This window comes from Paenibacillus sp. GM1FR, from assembly GCF_002803315.1.
GTDB lineage: Bacteria > Bacillota > Bacilli > Paenibacillales > Paenibacillaceae > Paenibacillus > Paenibacillus amylolyticus.
In genome coordinates, this window is the sequence record NZ_MKZL01000054.1 from 340,773 (window position 1) to 367,723 (window position 26,951).

Below are 26,951 nucleotides of genomic sequence, written 5' to 3' on the forward strand. Positions count from 1 at the left end.
GATTATATTTGTATGGTATAATATTCTTCTGGGGGTGACCTGATTTTGGCCAGAAGAAAAAAGAGGAAAAAAAAGGGCGCTGGTTTTAGTGGCGTTTTAAAATATGAAATTTACGGGATTGTGCTTATTACCCTTGCTGTCATAGCATTATCGGGTGAAGCCACCGTTGGACGTTCGCTTTCCAAGATGTTCGGACTGATGCTTGGTAAGTTTTATTTTGCGATTCCACTTGTTGGTATTTATTATGGTCTCATGGTGATGATTCACCGGAAATGGCCGAGTGGCTGGACCACACGCAAAACAGGACTGGTATTGCTGGTCTTTGCCTTAACCCTGATGAGCACCGTCTCTGCAATGCACCAGAAGCTCATTCCGGTAGGTGCGCTTGAGCCTGGAGCTGTGATTACACAGGTACATAATGATATGCAAACCGAGTTGCTAACCCCTGCTGTGCCAGGTGAGAGGGACTCCATGCTTAACAAGGACATCAGCGGTGGTTATCTCGGAGCTGGGCAATTTGCTCTTTTCCTGTGGCTGTTCGGCAGTCTTGGGGCGAGACTCATCATGATTGTCATGTTTATCATCAGTTTTATGCTGATTACGAGTCTATCTTATGTGGATTTGATACGAATATTCCGAACAAAGATTTGGGATGCCGGGAGTTCGATGTACAAAAAGCTGGAGTCGAGACCCTCTGCACGTTCTGCTTCAACTTCTGATGCCAGAAAGAAAGGTAACGCCCGTAAAGTGGTACCTGTTCCTGTTGAAGATGACGAAGACGAGTATGAGGATGAATTAGAGGAACAGCATCTACCAAAACGAAACTCGCCCATATTCTTCCAACTTTTTGGGAAATGGGGAGCTAAACGGGAACAGGCGACATCAGGACGTGAAATGGATGAGGTCGATTCGGCAGAAACAGAACAGATTGTGTACCGCGCCGAACAAGATCACAATCTAGAGGCGTGGCAGGATGCAACCGAAGACGTAACTAACAAATCAGCTTTATCACGTGTTCCTGTTCAGGCTAAACCTAACTCAGCGCCGATCATTCGAGACTTTTTTGAGCATGTCAGAACAGAAGAGGCAAGCATTGAAGATGATCTGGACGATGCTTATCCTTTCCCGGATAATCTGGCCGATCCAAACGTAGTACAACAGGGCGAGCATGCCATTAAAATAACGGATGAACTGGTAGAGACAGAGTGGTCTGCATCCGATGCAGGTACAAACGGGATGAATGCTGTGGATGAGATTCAGAGTGGAGAAGAAGTACCTAATGATGCAATGCAGGGAACAGATACTCCAACTCCTGAAGGGCAGGACACACAACCGGTGAAACCACCACCGCCACCTCCTAAGCCGTACAAGCTACCATCATTCCGTCTACTTGCCAAGCCAAACAATGGGGGCAAGGCGGGTGACCAGAAGGATTATATGCAAACAGCACGTAAGCTGGAAGCCACACTGGAAAGCTTCGGTGTTCGTGCCAAAGTACTTGAAGTGGTTCGTGGTCCTGCCGTTACAAGATATGAAATTCAACCTGACATTGGTGTCAAGGTCAGCAGAATTGTCAGCCTAACTGATGATATCGCGTTGGCTCTGGCGGCAAAAGATATTCGGATGGAAGCACCGATTCCCGGAAAGTCTGCTATTGGTATCGAAGTACCTAATGGTGAAGTATCGGTTGTAACGATGCGTGAAGTAATGGAGACAGCAACGTTCCAGGAGGCAGAATCCAAAGTGACCATTGCATTTGGCCGAGATATCTCGGGACAGACGATTATTGGTAACTTGGCTCGTATGCCCCATTTGCTGGTTGCGGGTGCTACAGGTTCCGGTAAGTCGGTGTGTATTAACGGAATTATTACCAGCATATTGTACAAAGCCAAGCCGGATGAAGTGAAGTTCCTGATGGTCGATCCCAAGATGGTTGAGTTGAACGTATATAACGGGATTCCCCATTTGCTGGCACCGGTAGTAACTGATCCTAAGAGAGCGTCACTTGCTCTCAAAAAGATTGTGGTTGAGATGGAGAAACGATATGAACTGTTCTCCAAATCAGGCACTCGTAACGTTGAAGGTTACAATAATCTGATGAAAGATAATCCTGCGGCTGTTCTGCCTTATATTGTTGTCATAGTGGATGAGCTTGCAGATCTCATGATGGTTGCTGCCGGAGATGTGGAGGATGCCATTGCACGACTCGCTCAGATGGCTCGTGCAGCCGGTATCCATCTGATTATTGCTACACAGCGGCCTTCTGTGGATGTTATTACTGGCGTAATCAAAGCCAACATACCTTCTCGTATCGCCTTCGGTGTATCCTCACAGGTGGATTCTCGAACCATTCTGGATATGGGTGGGGCCGAGAAACTGTTGGGTCGCGGAGACATGTTATTCATGCCAATGGGCGCATCGAAACCGGTTCGTGTACAAGGTGCTTTTATGAGTGATGAAGAAGTGGAAAATATTGTGAATTATGTACGTGGTCAAGGTGAAGCACAGTATGATGAGTCCCTTGTACCTGAGGTGGACGACTCTATCCAGGCTGAAGATGAAGTACAGGACGAGTTATACGAAAAGGCAGTGCAGATTATTCTGGAGGCCAAGCAAGCGTCTGTTTCTCTGCTACAACGTCGAATGCGAGTAGGATACACCCGTGCCGCACGTTTGATTGACTCCATGGAATCCCGGGGCGTGATTGGTCCTTACGAGGGTAGCAAACCACGGGAAGTGTTGGTCTCGCTTGAAGAGTACCAACAAAACAAAATAAGCTCGTAGCTTGTAATGCACATGAATATTCAGGCGATTCGAGCCCTCAACCTTAATGGTTGGGGGTTTTTTTCATACAATTTGACTGAAGTTTTACCATGATGTCCAATGATCGGATGATTTGGTGCATAGGAAGCAAGCAGGCTTGTCATAATAACCTTAGCGATTCTGTTAATCCCACAAGAGAAAGGTAGAGCACAGTCGATGCGAAAAATGAACATATGGCTTTTCACTGCTATTTTGCTGATGTCCGCATTGGGAATCCGTTATTTGCTTCCTGAGAATGCAGCAACCGAAAGTTCGAATCAAAGCACATCACAAGTTGAAGAGAAAGCCTTGCCTACTTTCAGCAGCAACGCTGTGAAATATGGAAGTTACGGTCAGGATGTATATGAGCTTCAGGGGCGTCTGAAGTACCTGGGATTTTACAATGGTAAAATCGACAGTAATTTTGGCAGCAGCACACTGAAATCCGTCAAATGGTTTCAATCCGAGTTTGGAATGAAGGCAGATGGTGTGGTTGGAGCTGAGACCAAGCTCAAGCTGTACAATGCGTCAACCAAATGGTCGCCAACAGAGCCGCCATTGCACAAGGAAAAACCTTCAGGTGGAAGTGATAGTAGTAACAATACGGCAGATAAAGAGCAAGATAATATGGGGTCTGCCAATGCACTCGGTCTCTCAGAGAATGAACTCAAAATTATGGCTAACGCAGTATATGGTGAGGCCCGAGGGGAACCGTTTGAAGGTCAAGTCGCAGTAGCGGCAGTAATTATGAATCGCGTGAAATCACCAAGCTTTCCTAATACGCCTTCAGGCGTGATCTTTCAACCAGGTGCATTTACGGCTGTAGCGGACGGACAGATCTATTTGGAACCAAACGCACAAGCCAAAAAGGCAGTTGAGCAGGCCCTGAATGGATGGGATCCGTCCGGTGGATGTCTCTATTATTTTAACCCGAAGACAGCAACATCCAAATGGATCTGGACCCGCCCACAAGTGAAAACAATCGGACAGCATATCTTTTGTATGTGATGATGTTGGAAGCAACCAGAAGGCGTGACTTCGGTTGCTTCTTGCCTTTTGAATGGGTTAAAATGGTTGTTACGTTTAGCTTAATATGATTGCATGATAAATGACGCCGTAAAGGGGTTTTGACATTTGAATACATCAGGATTCGAACGAGGTAGCAAGAGACAGTTTCGTATACATGTGCTTCCCACTAAACGTTTTAAAACGTTTGCTATATCGTTATATGCAGGAGTTCCCTTACGGGAAGATACAGTAACCAAAGTAGCGCTGACACCTTTTGTTCTGCGACGCGGCACGGAGTCCTATCCGGAAACAACGCAATTTCGTGAGCAACTGGAGCATCTGTATGGAGCAGGTTTTGGTTTTGACGTCTATAAACGCGGGGATTACCAGATTGTACAGTTCCGAATGGATACCATTAATGATTCCTTTGTTGGAGGGGATGAGCAGTTGCTGGATCGTTCATTTGCCTTCCTAGGAGAGGTTCTTACACGACCTGCACAGGAGAATGGACATTTCAGGACGTCTTATGTACAAGCAGAGCGAGAGACTGTTCGGAAAAAGCTGGAGTCCATCGTGAATGATAAAATGCGCTATGCGGCTGAACGCAGTATCGAGGAAATGTGCAAGAACGAGCCATACCGTCTTCATCCATTGGGTGAGCGAAAGGAGCTGCCTGGGATTGAGCCTGACACACTGACTGCGTCTTATCAGGAGTGGCTGCAGCAGGCGAGTATGGATCTGTACGTGGTAGGGGATACGACACTGGAGGAGGTCGAGAACCTTGTTCAGCGTCATTTCAATGTAGATCGAACGTCCTCCTCTGATTACCAGACACAGGCAGCGGTTCGAGGAAATAAGGAAGTGGAGACCGTTGTTGAGCGACTGAATGTGAGTCAGGGAAAACTCAATATGGGACTCCGTACATCTATCACTTATGGAGATCCTCAGTATGCCGCAGCACTAATGTACAACGGGATTCTCGGTGGTTATCCTCATTCCAAACTGTTTGTCAATGTTCGTGAAAAAGAAAGCCTGGCGTATTACGCGTCTTCGCGATATGACGGACATAAGGGCATTGCAACGATTCAATCCGGGATTGAAATCCCTAATTATGAGAAGGCTGTCACCATCATCAAGCAGCAGCTGGAAGAAATGAAAAGCGGTACAATCAGTGATCTGGAAATGTCTCAGACCAAAGCGATGATCCGTAACCTGCTCAAGGAAATGCAGGATTCTGCTTTTGAGATGATCGCTTATGACTTCAATCGACAGTTGTCTGGCAAAGAGAGAACGGCTGAAGAACTGTTGGCTCAGGTAGAACATATTAGCAAGGAAGATGTACGTGAGGCGGCAGAACAATTCCGTCTGGATACGATTTATTTCTTGCGGGATGAGAAGGAGGAATAATCGGTGGAGAGCATTCGGTATGAGCATTTGCAGGAGACACTATATTACGAAGTAATGGATAACGGACTGCATGTCTATATTTTGCCTAAACCGGGGTTCCAGAAAACGTATGCTACGTTTGCAACCAAGTATGGATCGGTGGATAATCATTTTCAGGTTGAGGGGCAGGAAGAAGTGAAGGTCCCGGATGGGATTGCTCATTTCCTGGAGCATAAAATGTTTGAAGAACCAACAGGCGATATTTTTGCAACATTTGCGTCTCACGGTGCCTCAGCTAATGCGTTTACGAGCTTTGATCAGACGGTTTATTTGTTTTCAGCGACTGAATATGTGAATGAAAATATACAAACATTAGTCAACTTTGTGCAAAATCCTTACTTCACGGATCAAAATGTGGAAAAGGAAAAAGGCATTATTGGACAGGAAATTGACATGTATGCTGATAATCCGGATTGGCGTGTTTATTTTGGATTGATCGAAGCCATGTATCAGAAACATCCGGTGCATATCGATATTGCAGGAACGGTGGAATCCATCCGTACGATTACCAAAGAGATGTTATATGAGTGTTATAACACCTTCTATCACCCGAGTAATATGCTCTTGTTTGTGGTGGGTGGTGTAGATCCACAAGAAGTCATTGATATGGTTCGATCGAACCAGGAGCAGAAGGATTATAAGCCACAGGGGAGCATTCAACGTTTCTTCGAACCGGAGCCTGAGCAGGTAGGAGAAGCCAGACGGGAAGCGAAACTGGCTGTTTCACTGCCCAAATGTCTGTTTGGATTCAAGGAGACGGACGTTGGACTTACCGGGGAACAATTGTTACGGCGAGATATGACAACGCAGCTGATGATGGACCTCTTGTTTGGCTCAAGCACACGATTATTTCAGAAGCTCTACGATGAAGATCTGATCTCGGACAGCTTTGGACATGAGTATAACAGTTCGCCGCAATATGCTTTTTCAGCCATTGGTGGTGATACAAAAGACCCGGATCAACTGCTCGCGCGTATACGTGAAGAAGTGGATGCCATTGTAGAAAAAGGGTTCGATTCCACGGATTTTGAACGTGCACGCAAAAAGAAAATAGGCGGATATTTGCGTATGCTCAATTCTCCGGAGAACATTGCGCATGAATTTACACGTCAGCAATTCCGTGGCGGTGATTTTTTCAATATGCTGCCGCTCTATGAATCGATTACACTGGAAGATGTAAATCTCAGACTGAGAGAGCATATTCGGTGGGATCATCTGGCTGTATCGCTAGTCGTGAGTCCTTGATATGGAGAGGGGAACGGGACAATTGAAGGCAATTGGGGAAATGACTGTACTGGTAACTGGCGCAAGCGGTGGCATCGGAGCGGCTATCGCAGAACGCTTTGCCAGAGTGGGAATGAATGTTGTTATACACTATATGAAATCGCATGAAGCAGCGAATGAAGCCGCCAGACGGTGCATGGAACAAGGCAGCGGAAAAATCATGACCGTGTCTGCGGATCTTCGCAGCCGGGAACAGATTGAGCGTATGCGTGAGAAGCTGGAGTCGCACAATCTCATGCCAGATATCCTTGTGAACAATGCAGGAATCTCGCACTATGGGATGTTGGCTGATGTTACAGAGGAGATCTGGGATGAAGTGATGGCGATTAACCTCAAAGGCACGTTTATGTGTACACAGGAAATGATGCCTCACATGATCTCCCAAAGGTACGGCCGGATCATTAATGTATCGTCGATCTGGGGGCTGTCTGGTGCTTCTTGTGAGGTGCTGTATTCCACAACCAAGGGTGGGGTGAATGCATTCACCAAAGCGCTTGCGAAAGAACTCGCGCCTTCCGGAGTAACCGTAAATGCCGTTGCTCCTGGTGCCGTTCAGACATCCATGCTGAGCCATCTGGATCAGAGTGAACTGAAGATGCTGGAAGAGGAAATTCCGGCAGGAAGACTTGCTCAACCTGATGAAATCTCATCATTGGTTTATTTTTTGGCTCTCCCTGAATCGGGTTATATCAATGGGCAGATCATCAGTCCAAATGGCGGTTGGTTAACGTAAAAAAAGCAAGAAAACTTGCCTGGCTGTGAACGAACCGGGTGAAGGTTGCTGAGAAGCAGTCGTCTTCCGGATTATTTTCAAAATGCTCGTATATAAAATGCCTCGAAAGCACATATTACAACTGTTGATTTTAAATCTCATGCGTCATCTAAGGAGGATTTATCATGTCAACAGAAAAAACAGTGCTCTCCAGTTTTGACACATGGAAGAAGTTCCTGGGTGACCGCGTACTGCAAGCAGAGAAGATGGGGATGAGTGAAGAAACCATCAACAAACTTGCGTATGAAATCGGCGACTTCCTTGATGAGAAAGTCGATCCGGCGAACCATTCCAACCGGGCATTGAAAGAGTTATGGGATGTCGGCGATGCTGATGAGCGTCGTACGATTGCGTGCCTGATGGTCAAATTGGCCAAACAAAACGCATAAGATTACAGATGAAGAGCTCCCGCAAGGGGGCTTTTCTCTAATGATTACAAACGGATTACAGAGCTGTTCTTGTAATTCATTTTCATTTTATATATCATTAACGTGACCCATTTTTAGAAGATGTCTCAGATTGTTGTCCAGTGGATATGTTCTGTTGCTGTCGAATAATGGGGAATAATGCATTACGGGGTGTTGAAATGGAATCTAAACAATGGTACATGGAATATAAAATACATAAGAACAGACCCGGTTTGTTAGGCGATATTGCCTCTATGCTGGGGATGCTTGAAGTGAATATATTGACCATTAACGGTGTTGAAGGCAAAACTCGAGGCATGTTGCTTGAATCGGATGATGATGAAAAAATCCGTTTGCTTGGTGAAATGCTTGGCAAAGTAAACAGCATCACCGTATCGGCTTTGCGGCAACCTAAATTGGTGGATATTTTGGCCGTACGTCATGGCAGATACATTGACCGTGACTCGGATGATCGCAAGACATTTCGTTTCACACGAGATGAACTTGGGTTACTTGTGGACTTTTTGGGTGAAGTATTTAAGAGGGAAGGCAATCAGGTCATCGGTTTGCGCGGAATGCCTCGTGTTGGCAAAACGGAGTCTATTATTGCGGGCAGCGTATGTGCAATGAAGCGATGGACGTTTGTTTCCTCCACACTTCTTCGTCAGACGATAAGGAGTCAAATGTCCGAAGACGAATTGAACCCAAACAATGTCTTCATCATTGACGGAATTGTAAGTACGATTCGTTCCAGTGAGCGGCATTACAATTTGTTGCAGGATATTATGTCCATGCCTAGCACCAAAGTTATTGAACATCCGGATATTTTTGTACAGGAATCCGAATATGATTTTAATGATTTTGATATTATTATTGAATTGCGTAACATTCCCAATGAAGAGATTATTTATGATACGTTTACGGCTAGCTACACCGATGAATTGTAAGGAACCGTACGGAATCATGGAATAGATTAGCAACAACTCAAGAGATAAACATAAGGAGGAGATGGCATGTCTGAACTGGGTCAGCAGTTAAGGGAGGCCCGGCTGCAAAAAGGGATGAGTCTTGACGATGTACAGGAAATGACAAAAATTCGCAAGAGGTATCTGGAGGCCATAGAAGCAGGAGACTATAAAGTGCTGCCGGGTAGCTTCTATGTGCGTGCTTTCATCAAAACCTATGCGGAGACCGTGGGACTGAACCCTGATGAGCTGCTGGAGGGACACAAAAAAGACGTACCCGAAGAAGAGACGGAAGCAACGATGGAACCGGTTATTCAGAAGCGTTCCAGCCGTCCGGTTGAGCGTAGTAATCGGTGGATGTCTGTCGCGTTGATGTGGACATTCCCTGTTTTGATCGTAGTACTGTTGTATGTATACGTGGTGTATAACAATGGTGATGAATCAGATAATCCGGGTCTTGATCAGGTCAAAATTACAGACAGTCAACAACAGCCTGAGGATAAACCGGATCCACCTGCCGACAACGGACAGGCATCTAATCCGCCTGCGACAGACTCAGGTACTGACGGTACTGGTGAGGGCGACGCTGGCGGTAACGGTGGCGGTACAGACACTGAAGGACAGACGGACGGTCAAACTGATGGCCAAACGGACGGACAGACGGATGAAACTGAGGAAAAACCAACTGACAATTCACCGTCTAATGTGACTGTTGCAGAAGATGGGAAATCAGGGAATATTACGAACTTTAAAGTTAACGGTAGTGCAGGGCAACCTGTAACGGTTACGATCAAAGCAACAGGTCATAGCTGGCTGGAAGTGTATAAAGGCGAAAACTCCAGTGGAGAGAAGTTGGAGTATGGTAACACAGCCGAAGGTGACAGCTATACCTTTGAGTTGGATAGTGTAGGTATGTATATTAAGTCTGGTTACGCTGCAGCGACCACGATTGAGGTTGGCGGGCAGGTTGTAACGGATGGCAAGGCGACCAATCGGATCCGTTTGAAGCTTGGTGAAGATAGTAGTGGCACTACTTCTTCCACAGGTGTTGAAAATGGATCAACGGACGGTACAGGGGGTACCACGGGTAGCGAATAACCGGGTCAACTGCAGGAGACAATAATCGTGTCTTAACTTGCAGTTAACTTTTGGTGAAGTGAGGTGGATGGCTGTGACAGTCAGCTGGATCGTAACAGGTTTAGGGATCATTGTCAGCCTCCTGGGTTATTACCTGACTCCAAGTGCTTGGGGTTACGGAATATTGGGTTTTGGACTTGCACATGTACTTTTGGGTGTGCTCGATATGTTCAGACAGCCCAACCGCAGCCGCTATTAGGTTGGAAGCTGGAACAGCAAGCATTTTTGGCAACCACTTGAAGTGGAAGCCAAAAATGCTTTTTTCTTTGTGTAAAACAGCTTGAAATTAGACTTTTGCTTAAGGTATCCTCTATAATGTTACAGAACATACGATTAACTGAAAGGGTGACTGGTTTGAGCTCAGAAAATTCATTTGATATCGTGTCCAAAATGGACTTGCAAGAACTGACAAATGCCGTTACACAAACCGAGAAAGAAATTGGCGCTCGTTATGACTTCAAGGGCAGCAAGAGCAGCCTGAAACTGGATAAGGATGCGTTAACGATCGTATCTGATGATGAGACCAAACTCAAGGCTGTCATTGACGTGCTTCAATCCAAAATGGCGAAGCGTGGTCTACCATTGAAAAACATTGATTACGCAAAGGTAGAGCCAGCGTCTTCTGGTACAGTCCGCCAGCGTTTGAATTTTAAACAGGGGATTGATCAGGACATCGCCAAGAAAATCAATATCCTGATTCGGGATTCCAAGATGAAGGTGAAGAGTCAGATTCAGGGAGATCAACTTCGGGTAACTGGTAAGAGTAAAAATGATTTGCAAGCTGTCATGCAGTTGCTAAATGGTGCTAACCTGCCTCTGGATTTGCAATATACAAATTTCAAGTAATAAGGCCTTTTTGTAGCAAAAGTGTTTTTTTGACACGGTATTGGGCGTATATTATACTAAGTGTGCATTGCTGGCAGTCAAGCATCAAGTCCAGTCCTCATCGTTTGCTGACTTTGTGAAAAGCAGTACATCTTCTGGAAGTCACCGGAACGTTTAAAGCGTTTTGCTTTTGAGCGGTTGACTTTATTTTTTGCGTTTCTACATAGTGGGATCATGTTAATATGGATTGACATTGAAACTGTACATTTCATGTTCCGGATGATGATAACGGGATTATGATGATTGTTTGGAGTAATGGAGGATATGAGGGAGGGCGTCTTGTGAATTTACCCAACCGGATTACGCTTGCACGAATTTGCTTAATCCCTTTTTTGATGGTGTTCCTGCTCGTGGATTTTCCATTTTATCCAGAGCCGTTGCAGCTTGGAAGCTTGTCGCTTCCGTATAATCAACTGATTGCTGCTGTTATTTTTATCATCGCCGCAAGCACAGATGGAATTGACGGATACCTTGCGCGGAAAAATAACATGGTTACCAATCTGGGGAAACTGCTCGATCCACTCGCAGACAAGTTGCTGGTTACTGCAGTTTTGATCTCGCTTGTGGAGATGGGCAAGCTGGATTCCTGGATTGCAGTTGTCATTATTAGTCGTGAATTTGCAGTTACCGGCTTGCGTCAAATTGCATTGCTGGATGGTTCGGTTGTTGCCGCCAGTGCTTGGGGCAAGCTGAAGACTGTAGTGCAGATTGTAGCGATTGTGCTGTTGCTGTTGAACAATTTCCCGTTTTCATACACGGGTATTCACGTCGATATTATCGCGGTATGGGCAGCAGCGCTTATTACCATCTGGTCGGGTATCGATTACTTTATCAAAAACAAAAATTTGCTTCATTTAACAAAAGCATAATGGTTTGTTCTTAATTGGGTAATCATGAAGGAAGCATTGGGTCAGGGGCAATAGGAAATTATCCTATTGCCCTTTGATCACTCACCACGTGTACAGGAGGATGCTCAATGAAGGCAGAAATCATTGCAGTTGGCACAGAGCTACTGCTTGGACAAATCGTCAATACCAATGCCAGATACCTATCCCGTGAATTGGCTGCGATGGGGATCGATGTATATTTCCAAACGGTGGTTGGGGATAACCTGAACCGACTTAGTGAAGCTATTCGCATTGCGCAGAGCCGTGCAGACGTTATTTTATTTTCCGGTGGCATCGGACCTACCCAAGATGATCTGACCAAGGATGCGCTCGCAGCTGTTCTTAACCGGAAACTGCATACAGATCGAATGGCAATGGACAAAATTGAGAGCTTTTTCAGAGATCGTAATGTGGATATGACAGAGAATAACCGACGTCAGGCGATCGTTATTGATGGCGGAACACCTCTGGCCAATGAAACGGGCCTTGCGGCAGGAAATGCGATTTCTGACAATGACAAATATTATGTTGTGATGCCTGGACCACCTAAAGAGTTGATTCCAATGTTTGAACAGGAAGTCAAACCTTGGCTGTTCCAGCATGTACTCACAGAAGAGATGCCGATCTATTCCCGAATGCTCAAATTCGCAGGTATTGGTGAATCTGCTCTTGAAGATCGACTTCTGGATCTGATTGACGCGCAGACAGACCCTACGATTGCTCCTTACGCGAGCGAAGGCGAAGTTACGGTACGTGTCTCCACAAAGGCTGCGAGTGAGGGAGAGGCGAAGCTGAAGCTGGATGCGATGGAGGTTCAGATTCGGGAACGTTTGACAGAACATCTCTACGCGAACGAGGATGTGCCTATAGAGTACACGATTGTAACTATGATGTCTGACATGGGGCTGACGCTCAGCGCTGCTGAGAGCTGTACAGGAGGGCTTGTCATGCAGAGTCTGACCTCTGTACCCGGAAGTGCATCAATGCTCAAAGGTGGTATTGTTTGTTACTCCAATGAAATTAAAGAAAAGCTGCTGAATGTGCCTCATGATTATCTGGAGGGTGAAGATGCACCTGGGGCGGTAAGTCCTGAGGTTGCAAAAGTGCTTGCTGAGCAGATCCGCATGATTGGCGATGCTGATTTTGGCTTGGCTGTTACCGGTGTAGCTGGACCGGGATATTCGGAACGCAAGCCACCCGGACTTGTCTTCATCGCTCTTGCAGAACGTGGAAAAGAGACGGAAATCCATGAGCTACGTATTAATGGTAATCGCGAGACTGTTCGCATTCGTTCAGCCAAAGCAATTCTATATCGCTTATGGCAAAAACTTGTGGCGATGGATTGATTAGTTAATAGCTTCGATTGCATTTACAGTTCCAAGCAAGTATAATTAAGGAAGACGGAAGAACCGTAGAATTAGGCTTTACAGCCTTGTTTACGGTTCTTTTTTCTGTTTAATGGAAAGTTTCCTTGAGGAAGAGGCGCCTCGGCCTTTACAAAAAAAACGAATGTATGTTCGAAAAAAAGCTTGGCAAACGTGTTAAAACAAGGTATCATTATCTTATAAACAGTAAAGGGTGTGAGCTTATTGTCAGACCGTCGTGCCGCGCTTGATATGGCGCTCCGTCAAATAGAGAAGCAATTTGGTAAAGGATCCATCATGAAACTGGGTGAGTCCACTCATATGAATGTGGAAATTATTCCCAGTGGTTCCTTGGCTTTGGATATTGCATTAGGAACAGGCGGCTTGCCTAAAGGCCGTATTGTTGAAATATATGGACCTGAATCCTCTGGTAAAACAACCGTAGCATTGCATGCTATCGCTGAAGTACAAAGAGCGGGTGGACAAGCTGCATTTATCGATGCCGAGCATGCTCTTGACCCACAGTACGCAAGCAAACTTGGTGTTAATATTGATGAATTGCTTCTGTCTCAGCCAGATACGGGTGAGCAAGGGTTGGAAATTGCAGAAGCTCTTGTACGCAGTGGTGCAGTAGATATCGTCGTTATTGACTCTGTAGCCGCATTGGTTCCAAAAGCAGAGATTGAAGGCGAAATGGGCGATTCACACGTTGGTTTGCAAGCGCGTTTGATGTCTCAGGCGCTGCGTAAACTGTCTGGTGCAATCAGCAAATCCAAAACAATCGCAATCTTCATTAACCAGCTTCGTGAGAAAGTCGGCGTTATGTTTGGTAACCCGGAAACAACACCTGGTGGTCGTGCTCTGAAGTTTTATTCCACAGTACGTCTGGATGTGCGTCGTATTGAGAGTATCAAATCAGGCAATGACATGATTGGTAACCGTACTCGTATTAAAGTTGTGAAAAACAAAGTGGCACCTCCGTTTAAACAAGCGGAAGTGGATATCATGTATGGCGAGGGTATTTCGAGAGAAGGCAGTATCATTGACATTGGTACAGAGCTGGACATCGTTAATAAAAGTGGTGCTTGGTACTCCTACGAAGGCGAGCGTTTAGGACAAGGTCGTGAGAACGCAAAGCAGTTCATGAAAGAGCATAAAGATATTGCTGACATCATTGAACAAAAAATTCGTGTAGCCAGTAACTTGGTTACTGCAGTTCCTGCGCCAACGAGTGAAGAGCAACAAAAAGAAGCAGCAGAAGAACAAGAATTGTTTGAAATCAACGAGTAATCTCTCAAAACCTCCCTTGTAGGGAGGACCCTGAGGGTGTTCCCCACTGGACTCCGTAAACTTATCTGATTGAGCTTGGATCAATCTGGATAATGGATTGTAGTGGGAGTACTCGTGCTGTCTAACAGCCCCTGTCCCAATGGACAGGGGCTGTTAGCACGCTAACTGTGGAGTAAAGGCCGGGCAGAGTTCCCGGTCTTTTGTATTATTGGTGTTCTTTGTCTTATCTGAAGGTGTGTTTGGCGTAGTCAGAATGAAAATGTTATGAAAGGGGAGACCAGAATGGATCAACATGACGAGGATTTATATGAAGAAGCAGAACAGGATGGCCTATCCCAATTTCCGGACAACGAAGAACTTATTATTACACGTGTAGAACGAACGAAGAGCAGGCAAGCTCGTTATCGAATCACTTTTGGCATCCACTCCATTACGGTTCTTGAAGATGTGATGATTAAATACAGGATGACTCAAGGTAATACGTTTATGAAGAAGGATCTGGAAGATATCATTCTAGCTGACGAGCGACAGCGGACGTATGCACAGTCTCTGCGTTTTTTGGAGCATAAGCCACGTACGCGCCATGAATTAAGTCAGAAACTTCGTCAGAAGGAGTTTGCTGCACCTTTGATTGAAGAGGCGCTGGATCGGCTTGAGCGGGAGAACCTGGTGGATGACGATCTATTTGCGAAGGAATGGACAAGACAGCGTATGGAGGGCAAGCGGAAGGGAAAACTGTGGATAAGGCAAGAGCTGCGTCAAAAGGGCATTGCCAATGATCTCATTGTTGAGGCACTAGAAGGGATAAGTACAGATGCGGAATTTGAGACTGCTTTGAGTGCCGGACGAAAAAAATGGAATCAGGTCAAAGGGGACGTCAAAGAGAAGAAAAATAAAACGCTTCCCTTCCTAATGAGACGTGGTTTTTCAATGGATATGGTGCGCAAGGTCGTGAATTGTTTAATTGAAGAAGATGAGGCTGGGGACCCTGAAGATGACGAAGCGTTGTTATGGGATTAGCAGACTAGAGTCTCTATACTGCATTCTCTTGACAATTTCTTTCGTCAAATACTAAAATGGACATGAGTCTGTAAGAAATGGACAACCCTTTTTCCTTCCAAAAAAGCGGTTTCGGTTTCTTAAGATTTATACCATTCTTAATTATGGGTTCGCTGGAAACAGTGAATAGTACGTGGAAACATGTACATGTGAAATGAAAATCGGCGGGGGATCGCCGTGAGTATTCGTTATTCCCAAACATATGTAAGGTTTGAAAACTGCAAATTGACCCAAGGAATGCCTTGGAGGAACCAACGAGGAGGTGAACAGTATGGAAATTGCAATCACGATCGCTCTCGTTGCAGCCGCGCTATTCATTGGGTTCGGAGTAGGATATTTTATTCGCAAATCTCTTGCAGAGGCTAAAATCTCTAGTGCGGAACAAGCTGCCGTACAAATCGTGGAGAACGCGAAGAAAGAGGCAGAAGCACTGAAGAAAGAAACGGTGCTGGAGGCGAAGGATGAAATCCATCGCATTCGCGCTGAAGCTGAAAAAGACACTCGTGAACGTCGGAATGAAATTCAACGACAAGAAAGACGATTGTTGCAAAAAGAAGAGTCGCTGGATAAAAAATTGGAATCACTCGAACGTAAAGAAGAGCAAGTGGCTAACAAAGAGAAACGAATTGATGAGACTCAGCAGCAGATCGAAATGATTTACAAAAACCAGGTGACAGAGTTGGAACGTATATCCAACCTCACCATGGAAGACGCACGCAGTATCATACTGTCCAACGTAGAACAGGAAGTTCGTCATGAGACGGCTCAAATGATCAAGGACATTGAACAACAAGCGAAGGAAGAAGCGGACAAAAAGTCCCGCGAGATTATTACACTCGCCATCCAACGTTGTGCGGCTGACCACGTAGCGGAAACAACGGTATCTGTTGTTACCCTGCCAAATGAAGAAATGAAAGGCCGGATTATCGGTCGTGAAGGACGTAACATCCGTGCGCTTGAAACCCTTACAGGGATTGACCTCATTATCGATGATACGCCAGAAGCTGTTATTCTGTCGGGCTTTGACCCGATTCGCCGTGAGATCGCCCGTACTGCGCTGGAGAAACTGGTGGCTGATGGACGTATCCACCCGGCACGGATTGAAGAGATGGTTGAGAAATCCCGCAAAGAAGTGGATGAGCGCATCCGTGAATACGGTGAGCAAGCTACCTTTGAAGTGGGCGTGCATGGTCTGCATCCGGATCTGATCAAAATTTTGGGCCGGTTGAAGTTCCGTACAAGTTACGGTCAGAACGTCTTGAAACATTCCATGGAAGTCGCTTATCTGGCTGGACTGATGGCTGGCGAACTGGGAGAAGACGTAACTCTGGCAAGACGTGCAGGTCTATTGCATGACATCGGTAAAGCGCTGGATCACGAAGTGGAAGGATCACACGTCGAAATTGGCGTGGAACTGGCGAAGAAATACAAAGAACATCCGGTTGTAATCAACAGTATCGCGTCCCATCACGGAGATTGCGAAGCGACTTCGGTCATTGCCATGTTGGTTGGCGCAGCAGATGCGCTCTCCGCAGCAAGACCAGGCGCACGCCGCGAAACGCTGGAAACGTATATCAAACGACTGGAGAAGCTGGAAGAAATCTCAGAGTCCTTCGAAGGTGTCGAGAAATCGTACGCCATTCAGGCCGGACGCGAAGTTCGCGTTATGGTACAGCCTGAGAAGATCGATGATGCTGAAGCCTTCCGCTTAGCCCGTGACATCACGAAGATGATTGAGAATGAACTCGACTATCCGGGTCACATCAAAGTCACCGTCATCCGGGAAACCCGTGCGGTTGAATACGCAAAATAGAGCATTACGGAAAAGTGGCCGCAGTAGTGGGCCACTTTTCCTGTTGATAGCCTGTTAAAAGGCAACTACACATCATGGAGCATGAGATAGAGTCCTGCAAAGGTTCAACATTTGAAGTAAGAGGACTTTGCAGGAATTGAGGAGGCAGTAATCAATGAAAGTTTTGTTTATTGGTGACATTGTAGGCAACGTGGGACGTAAGGCATTAAAGGAAAATTTACCGTATCTGAAATCGAAGTATAAGCCACATGTAGTGATTGTGAATGGTGAAAATGCGGCAGCAGGTCGTGGCATTACCGGTGCAATCGCAAATGAGTTTTTCAACTGGGGTGTACATGGTATTACACTTGGTAATCATACTTGGGACAATAAGGATATTTTTGATTTTATAGATGATGAGCCCCGCATGATTCGTCCAGCAAACTTTCCACCAGGCACACCAGGACGAGGGTACACGGTTGTCAAAGGCGAAGGGAAAGAGCTAGCGATTGTCAATCTTCAAGGAAGAACGTTCCTGCCTGCTCTGGATTGTCCATTCCGTGTAGCTGATGAAATTGTAGATGAGCTGCGCCAAGACCATAAATGTATTTTGGTCGATATGCATGCTGAAGCGACGTCAGAAAAGATTGCCATGGGATGGCATCTGGATGGCCGTGCGTCTCTCGTTGTAGGTACACATACGCATGTACAGAGTAATGATGATCGGATTTTGCCTGGAGGAACGGCTTACTTGACGGATGCAGGCATGGTAGGTCCTCGTGACGGTATATTGGGTATGGAGCGTGAGGCCGTGCTGCGTAAGTTCTACACCCAGCTACCCGTACGTTTTGTTGTGGATGATGGCAAATGGCACTTCCATGGTGTTTTTGTTGAAATTGATGAAGCCACAGGTGCGGCAACACGCATCGAAAAAATTCGTCTGACGGAGGACGAGTGGCGCATGGAATAGGGGTATTGTCCCAATTTGCAGGGAAACCCGTCTAAAAAGAAGGAATTTTTTTGCCTCCCGCGAATAACATCTAGTAAGTGGAAACAAACTTTCAACATTCCCAGGGAGGTACTTACCATGGATGTATTAAAAGTTTCAGCAAAGTCCAATCCTAATTCTGTAGCCGGCGCTCTTGCAGGGGTTCTTCGTGAACGTGGAAATGCTGAACTGCAGGCAATTGGAGCGGGAGCACTGAACCAAGCCATTAAAGCGGTAGCGATAGCCCGGGGATTTGTAGCACCAAGCGGAGTTGACCTGATTTGTATTCCAGCTTTTACAGACATTGTGATCGACGGCGAGGACCGAACGGCCATTAAGCTGATTGTGGAGCCCAGATAATACATGCAGTATGCATTGAACCTGTTTACGATGTAGACAGGTTTTTTTGCGTTTTTTTTGCAATCACATATTGAGGAGGGTTTAAGATGTCCATGTCTGATTGGCGTGTAGCTGATTTTCACTGTGATGCACTGAGCAAAATTTTGATGCAGCCTGCCCTTTCATTTGAAAATGCTCCACAACTGGATGTGAACTTGCAACGTTTGAAAGAGGGGAATGTAGGGTTGCAGGCGTTCGCCATCTATTTACCCGAAGTACTTGGCAGAGGCAAGTTTGAACATGTGATGGGGCAGTTGGAGATCTATCGTAGACGTGTGGAGAGAAGTCAGGAGCGGCCTGGCGGCACACAGACGTTGTTATGGCGTGAACAGGTGGCTCAGGTGGGGCAAACAGGGGGGCCGTGGGGATTAATCACACTGGAGGGTGTGGATGGCCTGGAGGGCAACCTGTTCTATCTGGAGTTATGTTATCAGATGGGCGTTCGAATTATTGGACTAACGTGGAATTATGCCAATTGGGCGGCTGACGGAGTAATGGAGAAGCGTGGAGCAGGTCTGACCGAGAAGGGGAAGGAACTGGTGCGCCAGTGTAATGAAATCGGAATGCTGCTCGACGTGTCACATCTGACAGAGAAAGGTTTCTGGGAACTGGCTGACTTGAGCAAACGTCCTTTTATCGCCTCCCATTCCAACAGTTATAGCGTATGTCCTCATGTGCGTAATCTGAAAGATGATCAGATTCAGGCTATCATTGCCCGGGAAGGGCGGATTGGACTGACGTTTGTACCCTGGTTTGTAAAGCAGGAGGGTGAGGTACGTATAGAAGATCTGCTGCCTCATATTGAGGAGATCTGTTCTCTCGGCGGGCAGCATCATCTGATGATGGGGTCTGATTTTGATGGAATTTCAACGTATATTCAGAGACTTGAACATTCAGGACATTATCCGAGACTGACGGAAATCCTGCTCAAGCATTATGATGAACATTTAGTGCGTGGCTGGTTGTGGGGGAATGCGATGAGTTATCTGGGGGAACACTTGCCAGAGAGCAAACCGAAGATGCAGATGAAGGGGAATTCCATGAAATAGTGAACTGGTGTGTGCGTTGAATGGGTTGAATTGAAACTTGTTTTCCAAATAAAGGAGGGGAATGATGGTGAAATAAGTGTATTTCATGAATTTTCACCAGTTCGTTTTCATTTCACTCCAAAAAGGGGTATAATACCATTGGATTGTTAAGAGCCTGAGTACAGGCCATAGATAAACAAGGAGTGAATTTACAATGAGTAAAACAGTACCTGTGGGCGTATCTGCCCGTCACATTCATGTATCCCAAGAGCACGTTGAAATTTTGTTTGGCAAAGGTTATGAACTGACTGAATTTAAACCTCTGTCCCAGCCTGGCCAATACGCTGCTAACGAAACTGTAGCGGTAATTGGTTCGAAAGGACAGTTTGATAAAGTGCGTATCCTTGGACCTGTTCGCCCTGAAACGCAACTGGAAATCTCCATGACAGATTCATTTGCGATTGGTGTTAAAGCACCTGTACGTGAATCTGGAAGCATTGAAGGTACACCAGGAATCACAATTAAAGGTCCTGCTGGCGAAGTAACGATTGATAAAGGTGTTATCGTTGCTGCTCGTCACATTCACTTCCATACTTCTGATGCTGCTAAATGGGGTATCGAGGACAAACAAATGTTGAAAGTTCGTCTGGGTGGAGATCGTGGTCTGGTACTGGAAAATGTACTGGCTCGTGTATCCGATTCTTTCGCACTGGACATGCATATTGATACAGATGAAGCTAACGCTGCTGGCGCTCGTAATGGCGACACTGCTGAAATCATCGATTAATTACATGTAATAGCTTCAGCCCCCAATTATGGCGGTCTGAATAACATATAAACCTGAGCACAGCCAACAGGGGCCGGTTAATTCCAGCCCTGACGGCAAGGCTCAGGTTTTTGTGTTTTCTGAGTGCTCTTCTGAGCATGGCATGTTTCGGATTAGACGAAGGGACATGCGCTTTGGATGTGGAACTACAGCCCAATTCATGCTATAATTTGCTGTAATGCTCTTTTAATGTTCCAAGCAAGATATTCATGTGGAACAGGGATGAATGAACGATTTTTTATTAATAGAGGCTGTAAGGAGTGACCGAAGGAAATGGCTAAAGACTCAAAAAAGGATTACTCCCAATATTTTGATTTTTCCGATGCCAAAGTAATTTCGCAAGATGAATTCAGCAAAAAGATAAGAATCCGGGGCCGTGAGATTAACATCAAATCGGAACCCAATCATCGTCAGGAGAAACAGCGGGGCAAGGAAGACGTCCAGGTGCTTTACGAAAATGCCGTTCCCGATGAACTGAAAAACATAGGGAAAGGTAAACACTATATTGTATATACGTATGGATGTCAGATGAACGAGCATGACTCGGAGACCATCAAAGGACTCCTTGAGTCTATGGGATATCTGGCTACAGAGAATCGCAAAGAAGCTGATATTATTCTGCTCAATACGTGTGCCATACGAGAAAATGCGGAAGATAAAGTATTTGGTGAGCTTGGTCACCTCAAAACGCTAAAACTCGAACGTCCGGGATTGTTACTTGGCGTATGCGGTTGTATGTCCCAAGAAGAAGGCGTCGTCAACCGAATCATGCAGAAGCATGGCTTTGTGGATATGATCTTTGGTACACATAACGTGCATCGACTGCCACATCTAATCCAGGAAGCATTGTTCAGCAAAGAAATGGTTGTTGAGGTATGGTCCAAGGAAGGCGACATTATTGAGAACCTGCCAAAGAAACGTGAGGGTATGCGCGGCTGGGTGAACATTATGTATGGCTGCGACAAATTCTGTACATATTGCATCGTTCCGTTTACGCGGGGCAAAGAACGCAGTCGTCGTCCGGAAGATGTCATTGCCGAAGTACGTGATTTGGCACGACAAGGCTTTAAGGAGATCACGCTGCTTGGTCAAAATGTGAATGCGTACGGCAAGGACTTCACCGACCTGAACTACAGTTTTGGTGACTTGATGGATGCCATTCGCCAAATTGATATTCCGCGGGTACGTTTTACAACCAGTCACCCACGTGACTTTGATGACCACTTGATTGAAGTGCTGGCCAAGGGCGGAAATCTGGTGGAGCACATTCATCTTCCGGTGCAATCTGGCAGTTCAGAAGTACTCAAACGTATGAGCCGCAAGTATAACCGGGAACACTATCTGAAGCTGGCTGACAAAATTAAAAAGGCCATCCCGGATGTTGTGTTGACAACGGATATTATTGTTGGTTTTCCGGGGGAAACGGAAGAACAGTTTGAAGATACACTTTCCCTTGTCCGTGAAGTAGGGTATGATTTTGCCTATACCTTTATTTATTCCCCGCGTGAAGGTACACCGGCTGCAGTGATGGAAGACAACGTACCGATGGAAGTGAAGAAGGAACGTTTGAAGCGCTTGAACGAAACGATCAACGAATACAGCCACCGAAGCAATGAAGAGCAACGCGGCAAAATCGTTGAAGTGCTCGTTGAAGGCGAGAGCAAACGGAATTCCGAAGTTCTGGCAGGACGTACACGCAGCAACAAGTTGGTGCATTTTGAAGGACCTAAAGATTTGATCGGTACTTTCGTACAAGTGGAAATCACCGATCCGATGACTTTTTATATTCGGGGCAACCTGCTCTCCGAGCCGGTAGCTGCCAATCAGTAATACACACACACAAATAAGATGAATGATTTTTTGCACTTAGCGGGGTTACGCCGAGCGTAGCGAAGGTGACGGAATCGATTCTGTAGAAGCGAAGCGTTCGCCTTTGTCTCCGAATATTAACCTTGAACAATCTCAATCGAAAAAATTCGGAGACAACAGCGATCAAAAGAACGATCCGACACCGCAGCGGTCACTCAGCAGTCAGCTGAACTTAGTGCAACAGTGAGTTTTCATCTTATATCATCTCATAGAATGGAGCGATTTCAGTGGCGCAGGAAGAAGTGCAGTACAACCATTATGGAATGCCAACCTACGATACGCGCAATCTGGTCATACGCGACGACATTATGGGAAAAGCCAAAGAATTGGCTGATATGCTCGGAACGAGTGAGGAAGTTAGACAGTTTCAACAGGCTGAAACCAAAATTCGGGATCATGAGCGCATCCAGCAGTTGATTGCAACGATCAAGAAAAAACAAAAAGAGATTGTCGCTTTTGAAAGCTTCAAAAATGTGGAGATGGTCAGCAAAATTGAACAGGAAATTGAAGATCTGCAAAGCGAACTGGACAGTATTCCATTGGTTACGGAATTCCAGCAGAGCCAGAGCGACATCAACTACTTGCTTCAACTAGTGATCTCTGTAATCCGGGATACGGTTTCTGAAAAAGTAAACGTGGAGGCTGGAACGGATTCACCTCCGACCAGTTGCGGTTAAATGACGGAAGGGTGCGGACGCTGTCCGCGCCTTTTTTGACATTACATAACCGTTAACGTGGAGTGGCTATCGCCAAGTACTCGGAATATAATTCCAAGCAAAGCTCCACGCTGTGGGGTTATTTTGTGTGGCGCGGCTGATTTTTAATGATAAAGGCACATGACATCAAGAGAGCTTGATACGTACAGTGAATAAAGGAGAAATGAATAATGAGTATTTTGGACAAAATGGTGGAAGACGGAGACGGACGATTCTGGGGATTTCTAGGTTGTCGTTATATTAAAGGAGACGGCAAAGAAGTACAGATCGCGTTGACAGCAGGCGAACATCATACCAACTCCATGGGGATTATTCATGGGGGTGTATTAACTTCACTGATGGATCAGGCGATGGGTATGGTTGCAACAGCAGCAATGGAAGTGGACGGCTGTGTGACAACAAATTTGAACGTACATTTTCTCGCACCAATGAAACAAGGGGAATTAACGGTGACAGCTACGGTACTGCATCAAGCAGGCCGCAGTGTTACGACTCAATCGGAGGTTCGTGATGCATCGGGCACGTTGGGATGTATGGCTACGGCGACATTCCGCATAGCACGCCCGAGAACGTAACGCATGAATCCTGCGGTTGACAAAAGATATTATTATGTCATAATGAAATTATCAAAATGAAAATAGTCGGTGGTGCCCATGAGCGAAAACTACGAACACTTTAATGCAGAGAGCGACGAACAAGCAGCACTTGCTTATAGTTCCCAAAAATATCGTACCCCCGATGGTGTTCCTGCGGATATCGTTATGTTCACCTTGACCAAGCGGGAGCGCAAGACGGTGACGAAGACACTTCCCATTCGGGAACTGAAAGTGATGCTGATCAAGCGCAAAGGCTGGCCTTTTGCAGGCAGATGGGCATTACCCGGTGGATTTTGTCAGGAAAATGAATCCATCTATGGTGCAGCTAAGCGTGAGCTGATGGAAGAGACAGGGGTAGACGGTGGACATCTGGAATACTTGAATGTATACAGTCAGCCGGGTCGTGACCCGAGGGGCTGGATTATCTCCCACGCATTTTTCGCGCTTGTGGAAGAATGGATGCTGGATCAACGCCAAGCAGCAGATGATGCTGAGGATGTTGGATTGTTCACCATTCAGGAGGCGCTGCAAGAACTGGAACTGGCCTTTGATCACAGAACAATCATTGAAGATGCTTATCGACGTATTCAACAGCAGATGCTGGAAACGACGATTGCTCGTCAGTTCCTGCCACGTGATTTTACATTAAGTGAATTATATCAGGTTATTCAAAGTGTTGTACCGGATTTTGAAGAACCAAACTTCATTCGCAAGATTACGTCTACCCGCAGCCGTAAAGGCATTGTGGAAGAAGTAAGAGATGAAGAGGGGAACCTGGTGAGTTCCAACCAATACTCGCAGCGTCCGGCGCAGCTATATCGTTTTACAGAACTTGTACCACGCCTTTCCATCTATACGTAATAAGGTGTAGATGTGTCAATCTGATTGAATCAGGATCAACCATTTCTGGGATAAGGGAGTGTTGACGATGAAAGCACTGATTGTCATTGATTTTACGAAGGATTTTGTGACAGGTTCTTTGCCTGTAGGTCAGCCGGCAGTAGAGCTCGAAGAGACGATTGCAGCTGTAACCGAGGCCTATTGTAAGAACAAACATGAGGTAATCATGGCTGTGGATCTGCACGAAGAGAATGATCCGTATCATCCGGAGACTGTACTTTTCCCACCTCATAACATCAGAAATACGGAGGGAAGACAGTTATATGGTCGTCTTGCCCAAGTGATGGAAGAACGGAAAACAGATATACAGTGGATGGATAAGACGAGATATAGTGCATTCTGTGGGACCGATCTGGAACTCAGACTGCGTGCACGTGGTATTACGGATATTGCACTCATAGGGGTATGCACGGATATTTGCATATTGCATACCGCAGTGGATGCTTACAATAAAGGTTTTCATATTACGGTATATGAAGATGGCGTTGCCAGCTTCAATCCGGCAGGGCATGAGTGGGCACTTGGACATTTTCGTTCCAGCCTTGGTGCTTGGGTGGTTAGGGCGAGCGAGACAGTCTTGGCTTAATTTACTCCATAGTCATGTTTGGTTGACCTCATGTTAGGAACCGGATGAATGTGGTGAATGGTGTATAAAGTTTTTTTACGGGAGACTTGTTTGTTTAATACGGATGAACAGAATCATGAAGAATGAGTCTCCATATGTTAACCCATGTTCACAGATGAAATCTGGGGGCACGAGCGGAAGTCAGAGAGGATGAGACAAATGCAGACAACTAGCCTGGCTTTACATACGGATAAATATCAGATCAATATGATGTACGCCCACTGGGTGAATGGTACTCACAAGCGGAAGGCGGTATTTGAAGCCTATTTCCGTAAGCTCCCTTTTGGCAACGGATATGCGGTATTTGCCGGATTGGAACGTATTGTGAACTATATCAGCCAGCTTCGGTTCACGATGGACGACATCAAATTTTTATCCAAACAAGAGGAAAATTACGATCCGGTCTTTCTGGAAGAGTTGCTCCAGTTTTCATTTCAGGGGACGATTCATTCCATGAAGGAGGGTGCAATTGTTTTCCCTGACGAACCGCTCATTCGGGTAGAAGGCTCCATTATGGAGACTCAATTGGTGGAGACGGCGATACTTAACTTCATGAATTATCAGACGTTGATTGCAACTAAGGCTTCGCGGATCAAACAGGTAGCGCAGCAGGATACGTTGCTTGAATTCGGCACACGGCGAGCGCAGGAAGCGGATGCTGCCATCTGGGGCGCACGTGCCTCGTATGTAGCAGGCTTCGATGCAACGTCTAATATGCTGGCTGGAGAGCGCTTTGGAATCCCAACAGCAGGTACACATGCCCATTCCTGGGTACAGAGCTTTATGAGCGAACAGGAGGCGTTTGACGTGTATGCCAAAGTGTTGCCTGATCAGGTTACGCTGCTGGTTGATACCTTTGACACGTTGAACAGTGGGGTACCTCACGCCATCAAGACAGCCAAGAAGTTGGAGAGCCAAGGCAAAAAGATGAATGCGATTCGTCTGGACAGTGGTGACCTTGCGTACTTGTCGATTCAGGCACGTCAGATGTTGGATGAGGCTGGGCTGGATTATGTGAAAATTGTAGCATCCAATGATTTGGATGAAAATACGATTTTCAACCTGAAGGCTCAAGGAGCACGGATTGATACATGGGGTGTTGGTACACAGTTGATTACCGCTTCTGACCAGCCATCTTTGGGTGGAGTGTACAAATTGGTGGAGCGTGAAGTGGACGGTGCCATGCTGCCTACGATCAAAATATCTGCCAATCCTGAAAAGGTGTCCACTCCAGGTAAAAAGGAAGTGTTCCGGATCATTGATCCGAAACATGGCAAAGCGATTGCAGATTATATCTGCTATCCAGAGGAAGAGCAGCCGCTACAGGGCGGACCGCTCAAGCTGTTCAACCCGCTACACCCTTATCTGAAAAAGACGGTTACCCGCTACGAAGCGGTGAATATGCTGGAGCCAATCTTTGTGAATGGACGTAAAGTGTATGAACTGCCTAATTTGGATGAGATTCGGGCGTACCACCGGGAACAGATGAACCTCTTCTGGCCTGAATACCAACGGAAGCTCAACCCGGAGATCTACCGTGTGAACATCAGCCCTGCGGCATGGAATATGAAGCAGAAGCTCATTGCGGAACATGTGAAATCCACAGAGGAATAATTCACACATAAGAATTACAGAGAGGCATAACCAGTGAGGTATACTGGCTTATGCCTTTTTGCTGCCTATAGAATGTATACGTTCTTACCGGAGTTGAACGATTCGATGATTGCAAGCAAAATTTCCGCTATACGCGTTCTGTCTTCTGTGAAAGTACGTCGATAGTTGATAGACGTTATTCTTATATGATCCCGATGAGGTGGACCAGTGATGTAAGAAATCTCATGGACAGACTGCCATGGTAACAGGCTATACTGGAAATAGTCATGCCCAATTCAAGAGGTTGTAGGGG

At 46.0% G+C, this 26,951-nt stretch carries 25 protein-coding genes; all 25 read left to right on the forward strand.

All coding sequences use genetic code 11. From position 1 onward, the window contains the following. Positions 1 to 45 precede the first annotated feature (45 nt). On the forward strand, positions 46 to 2,784 hold the full coding sequence (locus PAEAM_RS25770) for an FtsK/SpoIIIE family DNA translocase (RefSeq protein ID WP_100529412.1): 2,739 nt from the start codon (positions 46 to 48) through the stop codon (positions 2,782 to 2,784). Between the two features lie 195 nt (positions 2,785 to 2,979). Beyond that, the gene (gene sleB / locus PAEAM_RS25775) at positions 2,980 to 3,810 is read left to right on the forward strand and encodes a spore cortex-lytic enzyme (RefSeq protein WP_100529413.1); all 831 of its coding nucleotides are present in this window, start codon (positions 2,980 to 2,982) and stop codon (positions 3,808 to 3,810) included. Positions 3,811 to 3,936: 126 nt separating this feature from the next. Continuing rightward, a complete protein-coding gene (yfmF, locus tag PAEAM_RS25780) occupies positions 3,937 to 5,217 on the forward strand; it encodes an EF-P 5-aminopentanol modification-associated protein YfmF (protein ID WP_100529414.1) in 1,281 nt (426 codons plus the stop codon). Between the two features lie 3 nt (positions 5,218 to 5,220). Then, entirely contained in the window at positions 5,221 to 6,501 is a 1,281-nt protein-coding gene (gene yfmH, locus PAEAM_RS25785; RefSeq protein WP_076318533.1) for an EF-P 5-aminopentanol modification-associated protein YfmH, read from the forward strand. 1 nt (position 6,502) lies between these two features. After that, entirely contained in the window at positions 6,503 to 7,273 is a 771-nt protein-coding gene (gene ymfI, locus PAEAM_RS25790; RefSeq protein ID WP_036670413.1) for an elongation factor P 5-aminopentanone reductase, read from the forward strand. Between the two features lie 164 nt (positions 7,274 to 7,437). Further along, the gene (locus tag PAEAM_RS25795) at positions 7,438 to 7,701 is read left to right on the forward strand and encodes a DUF3243 domain-containing protein (protein WP_017689119.1); all 264 of its coding nucleotides are present in this window, start codon (positions 7,438 to 7,440) and stop codon (positions 7,699 to 7,701) included. A 197-nt stretch (positions 7,702 to 7,898) separates the two neighbouring features. Then, entirely contained in the window at positions 7,899 to 8,666 is a 768-nt protein-coding gene (locus PAEAM_RS25800; RefSeq protein WP_036609270.1) for a DUF3388 domain-containing protein, read from the forward strand. Positions 8,667 to 8,732: 66 nt separating this feature from the next. After that, complete coding sequence (locus PAEAM_RS25805) at positions 8,733 to 9,782, forward strand: helix-turn-helix domain-containing protein (protein ID WP_036670414.1); 1,050 nt, start codon at positions 8,733 to 8,735, stop codon at positions 9,780 to 9,782. Positions 9,783 to 9,819: 37 nt separating this feature from the next. Continuing rightward, a complete protein-coding gene (locus PAEAM_RS31980; RefSeq protein ID WP_133384340.1) occupies positions 9,820 to 10,020 on the forward strand; it encodes a hypothetical protein in 201 nt (66 codons plus the stop codon). A 155-nt stretch (positions 10,021 to 10,175) separates the two neighbouring features. Further along, positions 10,176 to 10,667 (forward strand): YajQ family cyclic di-GMP-binding protein, encoded by a 492-nt coding sequence (locus PAEAM_RS25810; protein WP_047842512.1) that lies wholly within the window; start codon positions 10,176 to 10,178, stop codon positions 10,665 to 10,667. 320 nt (positions 10,668 to 10,987) lie between these two features. After that, the gene (gene pgsA / locus PAEAM_RS25815; RefSeq protein ID WP_017689114.1) at positions 10,988 to 11,575 is read left to right on the forward strand and encodes a CDP-diacylglycerol--glycerol-3-phosphate 3-phosphatidyltransferase; all 588 of its coding nucleotides are present in this window, start codon (positions 10,988 to 10,990) and stop codon (positions 11,573 to 11,575) included. Between the two features lie 107 nt (positions 11,576 to 11,682). After that, complete coding sequence (locus tag PAEAM_RS25820; RefSeq protein ID WP_036670416.1) at positions 11,683 to 12,939, forward strand: competence/damage-inducible protein A; 1,257 nt, start codon at positions 11,683 to 11,685, stop codon at positions 12,937 to 12,939. 243 nt (positions 12,940 to 13,182) lie between these two features. Continuing rightward, entirely contained in the window at positions 13,183 to 14,247 is a 1,065-nt protein-coding gene (gene recA / locus PAEAM_RS25825; protein ID WP_036609261.1) for a recombinase RecA, read from the forward strand. Between the two features lie 282 nt (positions 14,248 to 14,529). After that, positions 14,530 to 15,267: a regulatory protein RecX gene (locus PAEAM_RS25830; RefSeq protein WP_036670417.1), complete on the forward strand. Its 738-nt coding sequence runs from the start codon at positions 14,530 to 14,532 to the stop codon at positions 15,265 to 15,267. Positions 15,268 to 15,577: 310 nt separating this feature from the next. After that, positions 15,578 to 17,119, forward strand: a complete 1,542-nt coding sequence (rny, locus tag PAEAM_RS25835) for a ribonuclease Y (RefSeq protein ID WP_036670418.1) — start codon at positions 15,578 to 15,580, stop codon at positions 17,117 to 17,119. Positions 17,120 to 17,273: 154 nt separating this feature from the next. Beyond that, entirely contained in the window at positions 17,274 to 18,068 is a 795-nt protein-coding gene (locus PAEAM_RS25840; RefSeq protein WP_036609256.1) for a TIGR00282 family metallophosphoesterase, read from the forward strand. Positions 18,069 to 18,185: 117 nt separating this feature from the next. Then, on the forward strand, positions 18,186 to 18,446 hold the full coding sequence (locus PAEAM_RS25845; RefSeq protein ID WP_007430104.1) for a stage V sporulation protein S: 261 nt from the start codon (positions 18,186 to 18,188) through the stop codon (positions 18,444 to 18,446). Between the two features lie 86 nt (positions 18,447 to 18,532). Beyond that, the gene (locus PAEAM_RS25850) at positions 18,533 to 19,534 is read left to right on the forward strand and encodes a dipeptidase (protein ID WP_435303333.1); all 1,002 of its coding nucleotides are present in this window, start codon (positions 18,533 to 18,535) and stop codon (positions 19,532 to 19,534) included. A 193-nt stretch (positions 19,535 to 19,727) separates the two neighbouring features. Then, positions 19,728 to 20,300: a phosphate propanoyltransferase gene (pduL, locus tag PAEAM_RS25855; RefSeq protein WP_017689107.1), complete on the forward strand. Its 573-nt coding sequence runs from the start codon at positions 19,728 to 19,730 to the stop codon at positions 20,298 to 20,300. Positions 20,301 to 20,612: 312 nt separating this feature from the next. Then, positions 20,613 to 22,169 carry a tRNA (N6-isopentenyl adenosine(37)-C2)-methylthiotransferase MiaB gene (gene miaB / locus PAEAM_RS25860; RefSeq protein WP_100529415.1) on the forward strand — a complete coding sequence of 519 codons (1,557 nt, stop codon included), beginning with the start codon at positions 20,613 to 20,615 and terminating at the stop codon, positions 22,167 to 22,169. Between the two features lie 302 nt (positions 22,170 to 22,471). After that, the gene (locus PAEAM_RS25865) at positions 22,472 to 22,885 is read left to right on the forward strand and encodes a YlbF/YmcA family competence regulator (protein ID WP_197997748.1); all 414 of its coding nucleotides are present in this window, start codon (positions 22,472 to 22,474) and stop codon (positions 22,883 to 22,885) included. A gap of 209 nt (positions 22,886 to 23,094) precedes the next feature. Continuing rightward, positions 23,095 to 23,499: a PaaI family thioesterase gene (locus PAEAM_RS25870; protein WP_036609249.1), complete on the forward strand. Its 405-nt coding sequence runs from the start codon at positions 23,095 to 23,097 to the stop codon at positions 23,497 to 23,499. A gap of 78 nt (positions 23,500 to 23,577) precedes the next feature. Further along, positions 23,578 to 24,381, forward strand: a complete 804-nt coding sequence (locus PAEAM_RS25875; protein ID WP_100529416.1) for an NUDIX hydrolase — start codon at positions 23,578 to 23,580, stop codon at positions 24,379 to 24,381. A 67-nt stretch (positions 24,382 to 24,448) separates the two neighbouring features. Further along, positions 24,449 to 25,006, forward strand: a complete 558-nt coding sequence (locus PAEAM_RS25880) for a cysteine hydrolase family protein (RefSeq protein WP_100529417.1) — start codon at positions 24,449 to 24,451, stop codon at positions 25,004 to 25,006. Positions 25,007 to 25,204: 198 nt separating this feature from the next. Continuing rightward, positions 25,205 to 26,659 carry a nicotinate phosphoribosyltransferase gene (locus tag PAEAM_RS25885; RefSeq protein WP_036609243.1) on the forward strand — a complete coding sequence of 485 codons (1,455 nt, stop codon included), beginning with the start codon at positions 25,205 to 25,207 and terminating at the stop codon, positions 26,657 to 26,659. Positions 26,660 to 26,951: the final 292 nt, after the last annotated feature.